The organism is Larkinella bovis, assembly GCF_042655385.1.
In the GTDB taxonomy this organism is placed as follows: domain Bacteria; phylum Bacteroidota; class Bacteroidia; order Cytophagales; family Spirosomataceae; genus Larkinella; species Larkinella bovis.
Map to the genome: position 1 here is coordinate 1 of NZ_JBHSMA010000002.1, position 17,382 is coordinate 17,382.

18 protein-coding genes are annotated in these 17,382 nt (G+C 45.6%); 15 read left to right on the top strand and 3 right to left on the bottom strand.

All coding sequences use genetic code 11. The features are described from left to right. Positions 1-665: 665 nt before the first annotated feature. From ACFPMF_RS07350 to ACFPMF_RS07395, 10 genes are all read left to right on the top strand, one after another. The gene (locus ACFPMF_RS07350) at positions 666-1,904 is read left to right on the top strand and encodes a tyrosine-type recombinase/integrase (protein WP_379842755.1); all 1,239 of its coding nucleotides are present in this window, start codon (positions 666-668) and stop codon (positions 1,902-1,904) included. Positions 1,905-1,938: 34 nt separating this feature from the next. Then, a complete protein-coding gene (locus ACFPMF_RS07355; protein WP_379842756.1) occupies positions 1,939-2,931 on the top strand; it encodes a hypothetical protein in 993 nt (330 codons plus the stop codon). A 74-nt stretch (positions 2,932-3,005) separates the two neighbouring features. Further along, entirely contained in the window at positions 3,006-3,386 is a 381-nt protein-coding gene (locus ACFPMF_RS07360; protein WP_379842757.1) for a helix-turn-helix domain-containing protein, read from the top strand. A gap of 33 nt (positions 3,387-3,419) precedes the next feature. Continuing rightward, entirely contained in the window at positions 3,420-3,683 is a 264-nt protein-coding gene (locus tag ACFPMF_RS07365) for a hypothetical protein (RefSeq protein WP_379842758.1), read from the top strand. A gap of 13 nt (positions 3,684-3,696) precedes the next feature. Next, entirely contained in the window at positions 3,697-4,920 is a 1,224-nt protein-coding gene (locus tag ACFPMF_RS07370) for an AAA family ATPase (protein WP_379842759.1), read from the top strand. A 181-nt stretch (positions 4,921-5,101) separates the two neighbouring features. Further along, the gene (locus ACFPMF_RS07375) at positions 5,102-6,205 is read left to right on the top strand and encodes a BT4734/BF3469 family protein (RefSeq protein WP_379842760.1); all 1,104 of its coding nucleotides are present in this window, start codon (positions 5,102-5,104) and stop codon (positions 6,203-6,205) included. Between the two features lie 16 nt (positions 6,206-6,221). Continuing rightward, a complete protein-coding gene (locus ACFPMF_RS07380; protein WP_379842761.1) occupies positions 6,222-6,707 on the top strand; it encodes a helix-turn-helix domain-containing protein in 486 nt (161 codons plus the stop codon). 24 nt (positions 6,708-6,731) lie between these two features. Continuing rightward, a complete protein-coding gene (locus ACFPMF_RS07385; RefSeq protein WP_379842762.1) occupies positions 6,732-9,830 on the top strand; it encodes a coiled-coil domain-containing protein in 3,099 nt (1,032 codons plus the stop codon). Then, a complete protein-coding gene (locus ACFPMF_RS07390; RefSeq protein ID WP_379842763.1) occupies positions 9,830-10,270 on the top strand; it encodes a hypothetical protein in 441 nt (146 codons plus the stop codon). Before ACFPMF_RS07385 ends, ACFPMF_RS07390 begins: the two co-directional genes overlap by 1 nt. Next, positions 10,270-12,309: a hypothetical protein gene (locus tag ACFPMF_RS07395; RefSeq protein WP_379842764.1), complete on the top strand. Its 2,040-nt coding sequence runs from the start codon at positions 10,270-10,272 to the stop codon at positions 12,307-12,309. Before ACFPMF_RS07390 ends, ACFPMF_RS07395 begins: the two co-directional genes overlap by 1 nt. 424 nt (positions 12,310-12,733) lie before the next feature. On the opposite strand, the gene ACFPMF_RS07400 is transcribed toward ACFPMF_RS07395, so the two are convergent. Together ACFPMF_RS07400 and ACFPMF_RS07405 are read right to left on the bottom strand one after the other, a co-directional pair. Then, the gene (locus ACFPMF_RS07400; RefSeq protein ID WP_379842765.1) at positions 12,734-13,660 is read right to left on the bottom strand and encodes a hypothetical protein; all 927 of its coding nucleotides are present in this window, start codon (positions 13,658-13,660) and stop codon (positions 12,734-12,736) included. A gap of 79 nt (positions 13,661-13,739) precedes the next feature. Further along, positions 13,740-13,964 (bottom strand): DUF2188 domain-containing protein, encoded by a 225-nt coding sequence (locus ACFPMF_RS07405; protein ID WP_379842766.1) that lies wholly within the window; start codon positions 13,962-13,964, stop codon positions 13,740-13,742. 143 nt (positions 13,965-14,107) lie between these two features. On the opposite strand from ACFPMF_RS07405, the gene ACFPMF_RS07410 reads away from it, so the two are divergent. Together ACFPMF_RS07410 and ACFPMF_RS07415 are read left to right on the top strand one after the other, a co-directional pair. After that, positions 14,108-14,449 (top strand): helix-turn-helix domain-containing protein, encoded by a 342-nt coding sequence (locus tag ACFPMF_RS07410; protein WP_379842767.1) that lies wholly within the window; start codon positions 14,108-14,110, stop codon positions 14,447-14,449. After that, positions 14,446-15,021, top strand: coding sequence for an ImmA/IrrE family metallo-endopeptidase (locus ACFPMF_RS07415; RefSeq protein ID WP_379842768.1), 576 nt, complete (start codon positions 14,446-14,448; stop codon positions 15,019-15,021). The genes ACFPMF_RS07410 and ACFPMF_RS07415 overlap by 4 nt, the downstream gene beginning before the upstream one ends. Positions 15,022-15,188: 167 nt before the next feature. Here ACFPMF_RS07415 and ACFPMF_RS07420 read toward each other — a convergent pair whose 3' ends face one another. Beyond that, on the bottom strand, positions 15,189-15,476 hold the full coding sequence (locus ACFPMF_RS07420) for a hypothetical protein (protein WP_379842769.1): 288 nt from the start codon (positions 15,474-15,476) through the stop codon (positions 15,189-15,191). A gap of 414 nt (positions 15,477-15,890) precedes the next feature. Here ACFPMF_RS07420 and ACFPMF_RS07425 point away from each other — a divergent pair, with 414 nt between their 5' ends. The 3 genes from ACFPMF_RS07425 to ACFPMF_RS07435 all read left to right on the top strand — a co-directional run bounded on the left by ACFPMF_RS07425 (position 15,891) and on the right by ACFPMF_RS07435 (position 17,379). Next, positions 15,891-16,103, top strand: coding sequence for a helix-turn-helix domain-containing protein (locus tag ACFPMF_RS07425; RefSeq protein WP_379842770.1), 213 nt, complete (start codon positions 15,891-15,893; stop codon positions 16,101-16,103). Positions 16,104-16,313: 210 nt separating this feature from the next. After that, positions 16,314-16,922: a hypothetical protein gene (locus tag ACFPMF_RS07430; protein WP_379842771.1), complete on the top strand. Its 609-nt coding sequence runs from the start codon at positions 16,314-16,316 to the stop codon at positions 16,920-16,922. Positions 16,923-16,992: 70 nt separating this feature from the next. Continuing rightward, the gene (locus ACFPMF_RS07435) at positions 16,993-17,379 is read left to right on the top strand and encodes a LytR/AlgR family response regulator transcription factor (RefSeq protein WP_379842772.1); all 387 of its coding nucleotides are present in this window, start codon (positions 16,993-16,995) and stop codon (positions 17,377-17,379) included. Positions 17,380-17,382 lie beyond the last annotated feature (3 nt).

Consider the following 17,382-nt stretch of genomic DNA (forward strand, 5'->3'; position numbering starts at 1 on the left):
TCCTTGCTTCCAACCCGCCAGATCTAGTTCAACACAGCGTCTGCGGAGTAGTTCGTAATCTGATTGTTTGTATTTTCCCATACCGACAACAAGATACGATTATTATAAGCTTATTCACGGATCAATATATGCCTTATCTCTTATCGGACAGTAAATATATTGTTCACCTTGACTATGGTAAATTGTAAATTCTGCTGGAGCCTTAGTGGGCTTTTCCTCTGTTTCAATCTCTCTAAATTTCACGATGAATTTGATTTGCTGTTCTCAGTAATGATTTGCTTTAAAAGGACCTCAAGAAAATAAAGAATCCTTTATAGACTTTCAAAATGAAGTCAATATTAGCATTTTTTCTGTTACAAATGGTGATACATTTTTAAATAAAAAAGCCCCAAATCTTACGATTTGAGGCTTTTTGCTCCCGAAGCTGGGCTCGAACCAGCGACCCTCTGATTAACAGTCAGAAATTTTTGTTTTTCTTTTCTTCGTCTTTATTTCGTAATATTACTAATATACAGGTAGTTAAATTAAAAATATTAGCTACTTTTTTCGTCTTGCTATTTGTTTTTATGGGGTAAATGTATGCAAATTTGTATGCAAATGGTTCGGCCATCTGATTGTCGGTATCTCAACCGGTTTCAAGTTAGCTAACCATCGCGAACCCATCTATGAGTGCAATTGTTAGCCTTTACCTCGACACCCGGCGCCAGAAGAATGACGGCACCTATCCGGTCAAATTGCGCGTCACTTTCAAACGAAAACAACAGTACTACCCAACCGGTATTAATCTAACCGAATCTCAATGGGAGAAAGTTGGTAAGCCAAAGCCTCGTGAAGACTACATTAAAGATACCAAGGCTTTGCTGGAAACGGCATGTAGCCGGGCCGAAAAGGTTATTCGAGATTTACCGCTATTTACGTTTGAAGAGTTCGAGACTCGCTACGCTGGTACGGTAGGGGCTCCATCTAATAGTGTATTTGCAGGATTCGAGCGTTACATCGAGCAACTTACTAAAGAAGGTCGTGCCGGTACCGGGAGCAGCTACCGATGTGCTCTAAACGCCATACAAAATTATCACCAGAGTAAGGCTCCGCTAACTTACCGTGATGTTACCCCACAATGGCTACAGGGATTTGAAAAATGGATGCTGAGCATCGGCAATTCTATTACTACTGTCGGTATTTATTTACGATCGCTAAGAACGATTTATAATAGAGCAATCGAAGATGGTGCTATTGACCGGGAAAATTATCCATTTACAAAACGTCGGTACCAGGTTCCTACTGGCCGTAATGTAAAGAAGGCATTAACCCTGGCCGATATTGAAAAGATATTCCATTATCCGGCTGAGCCAATGAGTGCTGAGGACCGGGCTCGGGATCTGTGGCTGTTCTCTTACCTCTGCAATGGGATGAATCCAAAGGATATGTGCCGGTTAACATATCAGCAAATCGGCTCAACACATATTCGATTTGTACGGGCGAAGACAGAACGTACCAAGCGTGAAGTTAAGCCGATCGTGGTAGCTATTACGGACGATGTCTGGCGGATTATCGCTAAATGGGGTCAAAAACCTGCTATTCCACATAGATACGTTTTTGGTGTTCTGGAACCAGGTATGAGTGCTGAACGGGAATTAGCAGTTGTGCAGCAATTCGTAAAGACCATCAATAAGTATATCAGCCGAATCGCTCAAGATCTAGGCATCGATAAAGAAGTGACTACATACACGGCCAGGCATTCGTTTAGTACGGTTTTGAAGCGATCCGGAGCGCCTATCGAGTTCATCAGTGAAAGTCTGGGGCATCAAGACATTCGAACGACGGAAAACTACCTTGATAGCTTTGAGGATGAGGTTAAGCTTCAATACGCCAATGCTTTGACGTCATTTAAAAAAACAGTTTAAAGTGGCCGGTCCAACCTTCTGAAACCTTTATACAATGGAAAAGAAAAGATTTGTAATTGATTTAGATAAGCTTGATGAAGGCGAGGATGCACGTGTGTATTGGGATGATCAAAATATTATAGTTGAAAAAATTGACGATTTTACAGTGGATACTGCTGAAGAGGAGCCTGAAGATCCTGAATTAGAAAAATGGGTTGATGCTATTGTAAGTTTATTTCCTTACTCCAAAACGGAATGCTATACCAGAATAAATGCTTACTACGCAATTCGAAAATCAGTATGGAATACAGATGCTAGAGAGTTGGTTACATCGATTAAAAAAGGGATTAAGTTTCTGCCGAACCCTAAGAAAGATGCCGCGAGTTTCCTAAGAAATGAGTTTGAACGTATTAAACATTTGTTTGAAGAATGTCCTCAGTGTGAGGTCGTATTTGAATATAGTCGAGGAATTCTTGTCAATTTTGTTCTTTCTGATACTTGGGACGATATTTGGTGGGATTTGGAAAGTTTGAAAAAAGAATCTACTCATGAATATCCTGCTAAAGATGAAATTTTAATCTGGGATGAATTTTGGGAGAAGGCAGAGCCAATTCTTGACAGCTACTTAAAGCCACTCGGCTACCTGGCCACTTTAAAATGGCTTCAATTATATATTCATCATATAGAAAATTCAAACCATCCTACGAATATTGAGACTGGAAAGAATAATCAGGTCAAATTATCTCATAGGCAAATCGCAATTCTCTGTCATTACCAAGATATTACAGTTGATTCTCACAACCAGGAAGAAATAGCATTAGCTAATGGTTGGTCAAAACCCACAAGTGGCCAAAGTATTTACATGGATTTTTGTAGAACCAAGTCAAAAAATGATCGAACCGCGCAGGGGAAAAATGTGGTGAACGATATCGAAGTAGTTTTGGGGTATTTGCGAGATATACAAAAAAAAGATGCGAAAATTATTAGGGCTATTAGAACCGCTGAAGACGAACTAATAAAAGCCAAAGAAAACAATCTCAAAAAATAGTAACCGGTTATAACCGGTTACTGAACGGCCAAGATTTTAGAATTGCATCAGTTAAAACACAAAACACCGGTGCAATGGAAAATCACCTTGAAGTAATCAGCAAACGGTTAGGCATTATTGAAGAATTATTGCTAGATCTGAAACACGCGCCCGCTCTTCCTCCTTCCACTTCATTCGAAGAACTTCTTACTGTCGAGCAAGCAGCACGCTTACTTAAATTAACTCCCCCAACTATTTACGGTTTGGTATATGAGCGAAAGATTCCTTATAGCAAGAGAGGGAAGCGCTTGTATTTCTCCCAGCAGGAGCTTTTAGACTGGGTAAAATCTGGACGCCAGAAAACAGCAGGTGAGTTGGAGGAGCAGGCCCGCCAAATTGTCACCATTCGGCAGAACCGTCGAATTATTTCGAAGGACAATAAAGATCAAGGAAGATCTCGTAAATCCTTAAGTTAAGTCCTACCCAGTTATTGCCATATCCACATCAGAATGAATAGCGAGAAATCAATTGCTCCAGCACTGGATTTTATACGAGCATTCCAGCAACATCAATGGAATTTTATCAACGCCAAACCACAGTGGACTCGCCAGGAGTTCGAAATAGCTTTCTACTGTCACAACGAATGGGTACCCGAGGTGCAGGATTGGTGCTACTCACGCGAAACGGTCGAGAAGTTTGCTTTCGACCCTCGAACACCCAATGATCGGGCAAAGGAACTTCGGCATGCTTTGAAACAATACCGGCAACAATAAAAGCGGAGCAGCCATGAACTACCACAGCCGCCCCGTACAGAAAGTTGAAGGACAGGGATTATTTGTACCAAAGACCGTACAAATTGAAAATGACTTTGACTTTAACACCAATGTCAAACAGCAGGAGCCTGACCATGAGAATTACTCCAAAATCATTGAAAATGCCGAAATCAACTTGTCAATTGACGAAGCAATACCACCAACTTGCTTTACGATTGAGAGTGGAAAAATCACGGCGCCGGTTGGCACGCTCGGAAACTTCTCGATTGCAACAGGGAAAGCTAAATCACGTAAAACGACTGGCCTAGCCTTTTTTATTGGGGCTGCTATTTCAGGTAATAAAGTTGGACCGGTACGCGGGCATTTCCCTGAGGACCAAAGAGTAGTGGTGCTTGCCGATACAGAACAATCTAGGTATCATGTTCAGCGATCAGCTAAACGGGCTTTACGATTGGTTGGGAGCCATTTGCAAAGTAACCTGAAAGTATATGCCTTCCGTAAAAATGACCCTCGAACTCGTCTTAAGTCGATTGAGCAGATTGTTTACAATACCCCTAACCTTGGCTTGCTGGTGATTGATGGTATCCGTGATTTGGCGCAAGACCCGATTTTAGAAGCGGATCAGGCTAACGAAATCATTACTCATTTGATGAAATGGAGTGAAGAGTTAAGAATTCACATTATTGGGGTCATTCATCAGAATAAAAGCGACTCCAATATCAGAGGGCATCTTGGCACTGAGGCTGTAAATAAGGCGGAAACGGTTTTTTCGGTTGCTAAAAATCCTGAAGATAAGGAGACGTCAATTGTTAGTCCTGAATATTGTCGGGATATTGATTTCGAACCTTTTGTCTTCGGCATCGACGAGACCAGCTTGCCTTATTTAGTTGATGATTGGAAAGCCGAAGAAAAAGGGAAAAGGAGTAACCAAGATAGTCAGGGAAAAACCAAGAAGAATACCCCTGAGGGAACACCGAATGAAAAACATATTGCCATTCTAATCCGAGTGTATGAGCAGGAAGCGGAATCTTATGGCAAAATGGTCAGTCGTATCAAAGCTGCTGCTGGGTACTATAGCTTAGCCATTGGTGACAATGCTGCCCGAGACTTCATGGCATATTACATACAGCATCAATTGATCCATAAGGTAGAACAAAAACCTTTTCCAGTCTATGCTTTGAATGCGGACAAACTGGAAGAAACCAGGCTACGGCAACCAGGTACGTTAGTGTGTTAAGTACGTTAAGCCCTCTATATATAAGGGCTTTTAACGTACTAACATTAACCTACGTTACGCTAACCTACGTTAACGCGCTTAACACAGTAACATAGTTAATAGGATGAAGGACATATACGAAGGGAAATACATTAGTTGCTATGCAAATTGCCGGAAGCCTGGAGCCCCTAAACTAGTGAAGATGATCACTTGGCTAAAATCACCCAAATGGTACTCGGAGCAATTACGGATTCGGGCATTAAAGGCAACAAATGAAAAAGCGTATCAGTACGAAAAAGTGAATACGCTGCCAGCGTCTACCATGTCCGGTGAATTTGAATACCGAGAAGCGTCGGGCCTCATCAAGCACAGTGGTTTTATCTGCCTGGACATTGACCGAAAGGATAACCCACACCTGACCAACTTCTACGAACTGAAAGAACAGTTCCCGAAAATCAAGAATGTAGCTTATTGCGGCTGGTCGCTGAGCGGGGAAGGGTATTTCATTTTGATCCCGATTGCCGAGGTAGACCGCCACTCAGAATACTTCGAGTTTTTCCGGGCGATGTTCGGAAAGTGGGGTGTGATGATCGATAAGAAGTGTGGCGACGTTAGCCGCCTTCGGATTTACAGCCACGACCCTGAAGCCTACTTTAACCATCAGGCTGAGGTAGTCCGGTTGCCTCCCCTACGGCCTAAACCGGAGCCCAAACGAAGCGAGTTCAAAGCTAAGGCAGATGATAGCAACAGTACCCGGCAAAAGGTCGAGCAGGTCATTGAAAAAATCTGCCGGCAAAATATAGACATCACTGCTTATGATGGCCGCTGGTTTCGGGTTGCCCTGGCGCTGATTGATGAGTTTGGCGAAGGTGGTCGAGAATACTTCCATGCTGTTAGCCAATTCCATCCGGAATATAATTACGCCGAATGCGATCGTAAATACAGCTACTTTCTGAAGAAGGCACGCGGTCAAGTCAGAATAGGAACCTTCTTTTCGATCTGTCGGGAATTCGGGATCGTATATGAGCATCCGGTAGGAACGCAAGCCTCTATTCAGACAGTGCCTACACAAACTTATTCAATGTGGGATAATCTGCCGATTGAATACGTGCCTGTTTCATTTGAGGCAATGGCCGATTATCCGAAGGGATGGGATGTAACGGATCAAAAACCAACATTTCGTCTTGTTGTTAGTCCTCGACGAGCCGAAATAGCCGCGGCTTTCAATCTATCTGAAGAAACGTTACCTCTCTTCTCATTTGAGTCGATTCCGGACCAGTTAGAGCAAAATCTTTCACTTACATAAACAATCAATCCACACCATGGAAATTCAAAAACAACGTGGCACACCAACAAAGTATCGGCCAGAGTTTGCTAGCATTGCCCGTAAAGTCTGTCTGCTCGGAGTAACCGACAAAGAACTAGCTGATGTATTCGGCGTTTGTGAGGCTACGATCAATAATTGGAAGCTGAGATATCCCGATTTTTTAGAGTCAGTCAAAGCGGGAAAAATTGTCGCCGATATGAATGTGGCCGAAGCCTTCTATAAACGAGCTATAGGCTTTGAACATCACGAAGTTACGCGCGAAGGGGACGCTCCATTTGACCCGAATACGGGAGGCTATGATAAAAAACTATTGCGGGTCACGAAAGTCGTTACCAAGTACTTCCCTCCGGATGCGGCTGCCTGTCTAAACTGGTTAAAAAACCGACAGCCGGAACATTGGCGCGATAAGCAACACGTCGAGTTGGCCGCTGAAATTGAACTGACGATGAATTTAGAGGGGGCAGATTCGGGAGAAAATTAATTTCAAAATCCAATCCACACCAGAATGTCTCAGGAAAAAGAAAACGAAGTTCTCATCGAGATCACCATCGATGAGGCCGCTACTGAAAAACGGATCGCAGGCCTCCGTAAATCGCTGGAGGATCTGCGGGCTGAAAAAGCCCGGATCAAAAAGGAGTTTAAGGCCGGGGCCATCACCTCCGAAGAATACGCCACGGCAATTTCTAAAAACGAACGGGCAACCAAGGCGCTGACGACCGAAATGAAGGCCAATGAACGTGCCCTGACGCTCAACGATAAGGCGAATAAAGCTGTTTCCGGATCGCTGAACGAAATGCGTACACGGCTGGCTCAGTACAAGGACCTGATCGGCGATCTCTCTCCGGAGGAACGGGCGTCGAAGGCCGGGCGCGATTTCATCAAAATGACCAACGACCTCAACGAAGAGGTTCTGGGGATCGAAAAATCGTACGGTGTAGCCGGTCGCGGAGTGGCCCGGTATGCCGACGGTATCCGGGAAGCGATTGGCAGTCAGGTGCCGATTATTGGTCAGCTAAAATCCATTCATGGACTGCTTACCGATGGGATCAGCTACCTGAAAGAAAACCGGCAGGGATGGATTGACCAGGCGAAAAGTATCCAACTGTCGTCGATCGGTGTTACCGGTTTTGGGAAGGCGGCAAAGGCAGCGCTGGCCGCGACCGGTATCGGGTTGTTGGTGCTGGCGTTTACAGCCCTGATCGGTTTTCTGACCAAAACGCAAACCGGGATGGATTTCATTGAACGAAAAACCAAGGCATTCGGGGCGGTGGTCAGTCTGATATCTCGTGGCATATATTCGCTGGGCGAGCTATTGGTCAACGTCTGGACGAAACCGGGCGAAACGATCAAGAAATTCGGCGACTTCATTCAGGAGAACCTCATTAACCGGGTGAAGGGCTTCGGGGTAATCCTGAAAGCGATCGGCGAGGGTAATTGGGTTGGCATGATGGACGGTGTTGTCCAGGTGGCCACCGGTATAACGGACGCTTCGAAAAAGGCGTCGGGCTTTGCCGATGAGTTGGAACGGGCGGCTAAGGCAGGGGAGGCCAATGCCCTGGAATCGCAGAAGATTCGGGACCTATCGATCCAGATGGAAGCCAGATACAAGCAAATGCGGGGCGAAGCCGAACGGCTCAAACAGATTGCCGACGATACGACGAAGCCGTATAACGATCGGCTGGCTGCGATCCGGAAGGCAGGCGAGTTGGAAAGCCGGTTGCAGAAGGAACGGGAGGCCTTCCAAAAACGGGTTGTCGCCAATGTGAAGGAGGAAGCCAAATTGAACGGCAACAATTTCGAGGATCGGAAGAAAGTAGCGGAAGCTGAAGCCGAATTAGGCGACATCCGGGAGGAACGCTACGAACGGGCTACCGAGATTCAAAACACCTTGAACGGTTTGGTGACGGAGGAGAAAGAAAAAAGCATCGAAGCCAGTAAGGAGGCGTTGAGTGCTCAGATTGCCGGGAATGAGTTGCGACTGAATGCCGCCAAAAAGTTAGGCCGGGATACGCTGGCCATCGAGGAGCAGTTAATCCGGCAACGGGCCGAACTGGAGAAAAAGGATTTGAAAAACAAAGCCCAGATCCGCATGGTCGATGCCAAAGCGGAGGCCGATATCGTCGATCTTCGGGTCGCGAAAGCCGTCGAGGAGCAAAGCCGGTTTTTCCGAATCCAGCAATCAGGCATTGCGGCCCGGCTGGCGTTGGTCAAAAAGGGAACCGTGGAAGAGGCTGACCTGGTCAAACAGCAGATTACCAATCAGGCTCAGCAGGAACGAATCAACGTGCTGGCCACGATCAGGAACGCCAATGAGCGAAAGGCGAAACTGGCCGAAATCGATGCGTCGGAGAAGGCTCAAAAGCTCGTCGTCGATGCGGCTTTGAAGGCACAGCTGGCGCAGAATGATGCGGTAGCAATTCAGGCCCGGTTGAATGCGGTTTCGGAAGGTTCGGACGCTGAATTTGCGCTCCGGAAGGAGTTGCTTGATGCCCAGATGAAGGCCGAACTCGAAAACATCACCCTGACGGAAGAACAGAAAAAAGAAATCAGGAGTCGGTTTGCCAAAGAACAAGCCGCGGTGGATCGGGAGTTGCTGGTCAAACAGAAAAACGATGCGGTGACGGCGGCTCAGTCCCGGTTGAATGTGACCAAATCCGGCAGCGCTGCCGAATATCGACAGCGTAAGGAATTATTGGCTCAGCAGGAAGCCTTGGAAATCGCTCAGGCCGGTAAAAATGAAGTGGCGAAGGAGGAAATTCGGACGCGTTACGCGCGGGCCCAGAAGGATTTGACAAAAGAATACTTTCAGGACATCGCCGATACCATCACCTCTACGCTGCAACAGGGTACGTCGACGCTGTCAGCCATCTACGACGCTCAAACGGCCATTCAGCAGAAGGCGTTGGATGATCAGCAGAAGTCGGCTTTGAAGTCAGCGGGGGCGAATGCCGAAATGAGGGAGAAGATCGAGCAACAGTTTCAGAAAAAACGGGAAAAGTTGGAAAAGGAGGCTGGGGAGAAGCGTAAAGCCGTGGCCAAGATCGAGGCCCGGATTAACCAGGCGCAGGCCATCACCAACATTCTGGCCAATAATGCCGGGCGTCCGTTGCTGGCGGCTTTATTGGTGGCACTGACGGAAATCCAAACGCAGGCGCAACTCCGGAAGATTGAAGCCGAGCAGTTTGCGCAGGGTGGGTACGTCTCCGATCGCCGGGGTGCATATGTCACCGGACCCGGCACCGGAACTTCAGACAGCATTGCGGCCCGGATCAGCAACGGTGAGGCTGTGATCAATGCGGAATCAACCCGGAAGCATTACCATACGTTGTCAGCAATCAATATGGATGGCGGTGGACGGCGGTTTCCGGGAGCGCTTGCGACAACTATTATCCCGCGATTCAATTACGGAGGAGTTGCTTTGCAACCAACCAGCCCCTTTGATGAGGGCCGGTTAGCAACGATGATTGGCCGGGAAGTTTCTAAGCAAATGTCTGCGGTTCTGCAAAATATTCCCGCTCCGATCGTGGCCGTTACTGACATTCACACCAAATCCGCTCAGATGACCAAAGTTCAGGTCCGGGGCGATGTCACCACCAAAGGATAATGAGACCGCTATTCAGAAAATACCGGATCCTCCGCCAACGGCGGCAAGTGATCCGGGCAATACTGGCTGAGTATCCCGACATGAAGGGACTCGTACCGGATGAAATAATCGGTCAGTATTTAACGGAGGCTGTCGCGCACTATACGACAGCGGAGATGATTTGTCGCGAAAATAACCAACCTTTGCCGACGTGTCCGGCTCTGCTCCGGAAGGTGATCGACTATCAGGCTCGCTGGCTGGACGATCCTCTGTATTATGCCATTCGTTGCCATACTGTTTTATTTCAGAAAGTGCTGCTGGAACAGGAGGTGGAGCGTTTACGGCAACGGTTGCAAGCCTACTCCCAGCACACGGAAGAGCTTTGGGACGTAACCGATGAGGTGTCTCAGCAACTCTTTGATCTTCACGAAACCACCCAAATCAAGAACCGACTGAACTGATGGAAGACGGAATCTATTTGCAGGGGCCGGCCGGCTGGGTATGGGTGGCCGAATCATTGTTGGCGCTGACGATTCAGGCTAACGACCTGACCAAGCCCGACAGTATTCAACTCACTTATTCGAATCAATTTACGCTGCCGAATTCGTTGGCCATCCAACGATTGCTGGAAAATGCCGAACAACTGGATGCGGGTAGTCAACACCCCTATAAGCTGATTCCGGCCCGGCTGGTTGAAGAGGATGAAATTGTTTTTGAAGGCGTGGCCGAATTGCAACAGTTTCAGGGTGAATGGCAAGTTGCTCTCTATGATCCGCAGCGGGCGCTGTTTGACAAGCTGGCGGAGAAAAGTATTCGTGATCTGGATTTGTCGCGGCTGGATCATCCGTGGACACTCGACGAAATCAACGCCAGGGCCGGGGCGACAGAAGGCGTTTGTTACCCTGTTCTGGATTATGGGACCATTGATGGTGGCATAGTGGCGCAGGATACCATTTTTCCCGCGGTGTTTTACAAGGAGATCATCGGGCAGGTCTTACAAGAGGAGGGCTACAAGCCGGTGGGGGCCTGGCTGGATGATCCGTTGTTGAAGCAAATGGCCATTCCATTTACGGAAGCGGAGCCGCTGGCTCGGGATCAGGAGTGGATCGATGCCCGGACGGCCCGGGTCACGGTCGAGACCATGGCGCCGACCCCCATGTTTGGCGGAGTCCTCAACCAGATCATTGCGCTTTCCGTGGATGACCGGGAACTGGACAACTGGAAAGACGGTAAAGCCAATAACTTCAACACCACGACGTATAGCTATGTGGCCGATGCGGCAATGCGATTGAAAGTAATCGCGGTGCAGCGGTTTATGATTAAAGTGGACGTGGGGACCGTGGAGGTCAAGCTGCAACTAGAAAAAAACGGGGCTTTCGTCGAGCAGGCGTACTGGTCGAAAACGACTGGTTACAACCAGAGCCGGGCGAAGATTGACCAATTAGAACTCGATACCGAGATTCTGCTGAAGAAGGGTGACACGGTAAAAATCAGACGGATTGTACAGAAACGCTCGGCGATCGCCCAGTGGGAAGGTTTTATTATGAATGATCCGGATTCGACCTATGCTTCGTTTATACCGGATCCGACAATTCATACGGGAGATACCTGGTTAGTGGCTCAGAATCTACCCGATCTCAAATGCACGGAGCTGTTGCTCAGCCTGGCTTTCAAAATGGGGGGCTGGTTTGCTATCGACAGTCGTCGGAAAACCGTGGAGCTGGTCAAGTTGACGGATGTAACCCAGAACCGGGCGCAGGCGGTGGATTGGTCGGCCTACCTGGAAGAGGGAGAAGAGCCAAGTCTTTTGTTCCAGATCGATCCGTACGCTCAGCGGAATTTGCTGAAGTATAAAGAGCAATCCGGCGTGGATAGGGGGTTTGGCGATGGCGTGATTCGTTGCGACCGGGCAACATTGCCTGCCGAGACAACGTTGTTCACGCTACCGTTTTCCGCATCGATGGAATCCATCCGGCAGGTCGGCAGCTACGGCGCACCGTTGTTGATCGAAACCAGGACAATAACCGGCAGCGGTGAGACGCTCCAGATTCAGAAGAAGGCGACCGGGGCGCGGGTTATTCTGGTAGAACCAACGAAATCATTTGAGATCAGCACGAAGGTTTTGAACACGGCAGGCGAAATTGTTCCGGCCTCGGTGACACTTACTGGCTGCTGGTTTGGCCGACGGCCCCAAACGATTATTACAGAAAACAATGCCTTTTCGCTGGCCTTCGATCCGGTACCGGCTCAGATTTCAGAAATGGGCTTAATTGCTCGGTATTATGACGGTTTGAAACGGGTGCTGCGCAGGCCTCGAGTCTTTACGCCTTCTATTTATCTGCAAAATCATGTGGTTGCCGACCTCAACCCCAAACTGCCAATTCGTCTCCGGAAAGTCAGGTTAGGTGAGATTGAAATAAGTGATGGCTATTTTTATCTGAATCAGGTTAACAGCTATAGATCAGGGCAAATGTGCACGGTAACGTTGATTGCATTTTAGTCGAATACGTAAGAACGCCCGGATCGGTTTTGGGAATTCGTTCAGGAGAAAGGCTATTGCAAATTGGAAGGACCTGCGTAAAGAATATAATTTGTCTTGTGTAATCTCGCTAATATTTTCAATCGGAATATGTCAGCCAAAATTCAGTTTTTTACCATTCAAGCACTTAGCTTCTAATAGTAACTATTTGAAAAATAGTCTTTTAATGCAGTTCTCTTACTCTCCTTGTAAAACTCCCAAACGATCCGGTAGCTACCGGATCGTTTGGGGTCGGCTTCCTGTTTTAAAACAGTTGGAAACATTATTTGAGAATAACTGATTACACTTATCAGGTAATTCTAGATATTGGAATAAAGTAATTACCAAAATGACTCGAATGTATTTTAGCAAACCTGCCATGTTGTTTTCAATGAGTACGAAGGCGTTATATAGCTGCGGGTTTAGAAACAAATTGCTTTCTTAGCGCTTCAGTCCAGCCTTCGCGATGTACCAAGCGATCTAAATGCAATTCTCCGTTGAGTATTTCCGCTTTTGTCATCTGTGAGATATTAGCCCAGTTTTCGCCTAATATATATGTAGCATTTCCCACAAACATGCTTTCTAATACGTATATACCTAACTTGGAGAATCCGAAGATTAGATAACCGTGAAAACCCGCCTTTCCTGTGGCTACAAAATCCGGCTCATGGGAAGCAACAACTTCCAATCGGTGAGCAAGAATTTTTTGCTTCTGCTCAGAAACTTGCTCAATCAGGGGCATTACTTCTGATTTAAGCCGTTGCCAAGGATACTTCCCCTGTGGCAAAACATCCCAATGAAGTCGTTTCACTTCAAACTTGTACACTGGTATCAATGCATCAGTGAGTAGTTCGCATTCTCCAAACAGCTCAAGAAACAAATTGATCAAGTGTTTTATGGCTGGGAGTTGAATATCAGCTTTTAATAGTTTTCGAGAGACAATTAGCTTGTTGCCATCTTTTTCAATAATGGTCAATTCTTCTGAGGGTGCTGGTATTGGCTCCCGTTGATAGCGTTCGTAAGGTACATACTTTACGTCAGCATACTGGTTTTTATTCCAGTCTTCCCATTCCCACCAGATCTCCCGGTAAGCGGTTTCTTTAGGTAAATCCTTTAGAACGCGAAACCCTCCTTGTGCGTTGAAGCGGGATACAGCCCCAATTGGTTTGGGCAATACCTGCGTTCCTACTGCTAACTCAGGGCCAAAACCTATACCAATAAGCTTCAAATGAAAGTCCTCGATATTTGGTAAAGACACATAAAAGTTACTTCCCTCGGCAAATTCTGTTAAAAAGTTCTCCGGTTTACGGATACGTCGTTGTTTGATGATCATATTGATAAGTTACTTTAAGTGAGTACTACAATTTTGCCCGAATTCAAATGACTTCGGACAGACTTTCAATTTCGTCAAATTAGCCTTTGCTTGATTTAGGGTCATTGCCGTAAGAATTGCGCCAGCTTATTTGCCCGTTTTGCGCATGAACTATCATTTCAATCCGCTGATTTTGGGCAATCTCCTTAGCAATTTGAATGGCTTCGCGTTGCGTATCAACAATTCTTGTTGCGCGTTCTCCGCCTGCTCGTTGCACTGCCCACTGATCTCCTCGTGGGACAACATGCGTATTTGGTTTTGGCATAGTGTTTGTTATAGTTAACATATATAATACAAATGTAAATTATAACAAACCAAATTGTCAAGTAAAAATTAACATTTTTTTGTGTCAAATAAATTGTGTTTGTAATACTTGACATTTTGTAATTAAAATGTTACCTTAGTACTATGAATAAGAAAAGTCAAGAGGAATTGTATCGACTCCTGGGAGAGAATATAAAGACCAGTCGTATTAGGCAAAAAGTCAGTCAACAAGACTTGGCAATCAAAGTTGATCTTAGTCGCACATCTATCGTCAATATTGAACAAGGGCGCCAGCATCCACCTATACATTTATTGTATGAAATCGCCGACTGCTTACAGGTTAATGCAAATGATTTGCTTCCTAAAGCCTCTGAAATAAATGTTGGAATTGTACTTGATTCAGATAAGGAGAAAATCGAACAAAATGACTTAGACGTAATTAATAGCCTTATAAAAGACTTTCAAACTACCAACACGAAGCCATGAACAAGAAACGTCAGAAACAAATAGAAGAATTGGCATTGTCGGTACTCAAAGAAACCGGTTTCTATCCTGAACCGTTGGATAACTACAGCGACTTTTTACCAATAGATGTTGAGAAGGTTGCTAAAAAAAAGAATATTGAGGTGTTAGGCGTTGATTTCACAATAGGAGTTTCGGGTGTCTTTTTGCATGATGGAGAAAAGGCTCAAATTGGTTATAGCAATAATAATAAACCTAATAGACAGCGTTTTACCATTGCCCACGAATTGGGTCATTACGTGCTAGGGCATCAGCGGAAAGGTGTCTTTGTTGATACACCCGATAAGTACTTTACGATTCTATTCCGTGATGAGAACTCCTCAACCGGTGAATTTTTGCAGGAGCGAGAGGCTAACGCTTTTGCCGCGGCATTGCTAATGCCCAAAGAAATAATACTGGAAATAATGAAAAATATTCTTGATTATTGTGATTTCCGAGAAGAGGAAAACGACGTAGTCAAAGAGCTAGCTAAACGATTCGGGGTAAGTATACAGGCAATGAGCTTCCGTTTATCAAATCTCGATTTGACATGGTAAACAGAATAAGTACCGTTTCTTGAGATATTATATTTTAACGAGCCCGGCTACCACTGCCGGGTTTTATTTTTTGTTAAATACTGAGTCAATCTTTACTTCATTATTTGCCAGATTACTTGTTCACTCAAGTTCTGACTTTCAGATTTATACAGGTGAATGATGTCCGCTTACACAGAAGTTTCCTGACTTTTAGAGGATATTGCTTTGATCAGTTTCAAGCCATTCAATATAGGAATCTCAATAATGTTCTCAGGAGGAATGATACCACTGCTGATCCATCCCAAAATTGTGTCGGTATCGTCTATACGAAACAGTTTGGCATATTCGGCGATCGAGACCCACTCCTTGAGATTGTATTGAATTCCGTTCGCATCGAGCATAGCTAAAATCTCTTGGGTTGAAGCCTGCATTTCGTCAATGAACTCCTGATTCGATTGTTGCTTTTCGGTTGCCATAGCAAAGGTTTTACCTTCAATATACGCAAAATATTTCGCTTACTTAATTGGAATATTTAGGATGAAAACCGGGTTTTAAGTTTGACATTTATTCGGTTGTTGTCCAATAGATGTCAAATTTTTACCATATTTATGTCAAACAATTTGCCGTGAAGTCTACTAATAAACGTCCTGGTAAAGCCTATCCGCTCCGTGTTTCGGACGAACGGTTTAGCAAGATGAAAGAGAAATGCCAGGAAAAGAAGATTCCCATGAATCGCTATATAAATACACTAATAGCCGCCGATCTGGAAAAGTGACGGTATAGTCCGGCGCCATTAACCGTTTACTTGAACACATGGCCATTTACTAAATAGGTAAGCCTAGCAAAATCAATGAACTACTAATATTGCCACTCATATAAACATCCTTATCATGTCAAATACACCGGAAGAAATCGGACAACTTATTAGAATTACTCGAAAGAAAAAGCAATTAACGCAGAAAGAGTTAGGAGCAAAGATGGGAGTGTCTGAATCAGCAGTTAACAAACTGGAAAGTGGTACACGTAGTCTGACTGTTCAAACTTTAAAGAAAGTGACAGAAGCATTAGGAGTTAAACTATGCATACTATTTGAGGAAGCGTAAATTTTTTATACTTTAACTTGACTATTTTGTCCAGTTTGGATATAATTGTATTATCAAATTGGCAGATATCAGAAAAGGCGCTATAGTACCGATGAGGTTGCTCGCTGGACTGTATGAGGACGCTACTTGTGAATTCAAATGAAAACCCCGACGCTGTAGTTTACGAGGCCATAGCGAGGGGGTTTTGAGAAACCCAAAACAATTACTGTTATGAGTCGGGAGCAAAGCTACATTCCGGTAGCATCTGGCGCAAGTGCGCCCCAACAATCTTCACGAACGGTTAGCCAGTTCCTCAGCTGTTGTCCAGAAGTGGGTAGCCTGAGCCTACTGCCACGGTTCAGGGTCGAATATGTCTATCCTGAGAATTACATTCCGATTAGCGTCGAGACACCTGGTGATGCCTTGCGGCTTTTCTTAGCCATGCAGGATCAGGAAGAGTACAGATGTTTAGATAAAGTATTTGCTCTGTTATTGAAAGGCAGCCAGATTCTAGCTTTGCAACCATTGGATATAACAGCTGCAGCTTTATGTAAATATCTCCGGATCTCTCGGATTGCTCGGTTGGCTTACTTCGCTGATGCGGATAATGTCATTTTGTTTTCAACGCATTCGGGCTCGAAGGCGGAAAATATCGAACATGGTGAGCTGGATTATTTACGAAGCCTGCCCGAAGAATTTGAGCCATTTGATGTGGCCTTAACCGATATCGTTCGGATTGGGGAAAATGGGGACTTCTCACTTTTTGCGGCTGGGTATCCCGAGTACGCTGGATTAACGCCTCCGGATTATTACACCTGGCAACGGAAATACAATCTATAAAATACGGTACGCCGGAAATCAACAACACCCTTGTAAAACGGCCCTCATTATCGAGGGCCCAATCTCTCCTATGAAACAGTTTCCAAGCTATCCCTTGAAAATTCCGCTGTCAGTGAAGGCACCAGACCAATTTCTTATCTGGGTAAAAACTCAGAAGAAATTGATCGATACAAATTCCATTATCCGGATCGAGGCTCAGGGGAGCTATTCGCTGATCTATACCCGAAATGGGGAGCGGTATTTGGTCAGCGGTAACCTCAGCCGACTAGGTGCTCGGTTCAAGGGCTTTGTCCGTATTCATCGCTCTCATTTGATTAACCCTGCTTTTGTCAATCGATCCGCGCCCTGGCTGATCCGGGAGAGCTTGCATTTTATGCAATTGGCCAATGGCGAATCGGTTCCGGTTTCGCGCCGAGTCTGGAGGAATACCAAGGCAATTTTAACCATTGATTTATAACTC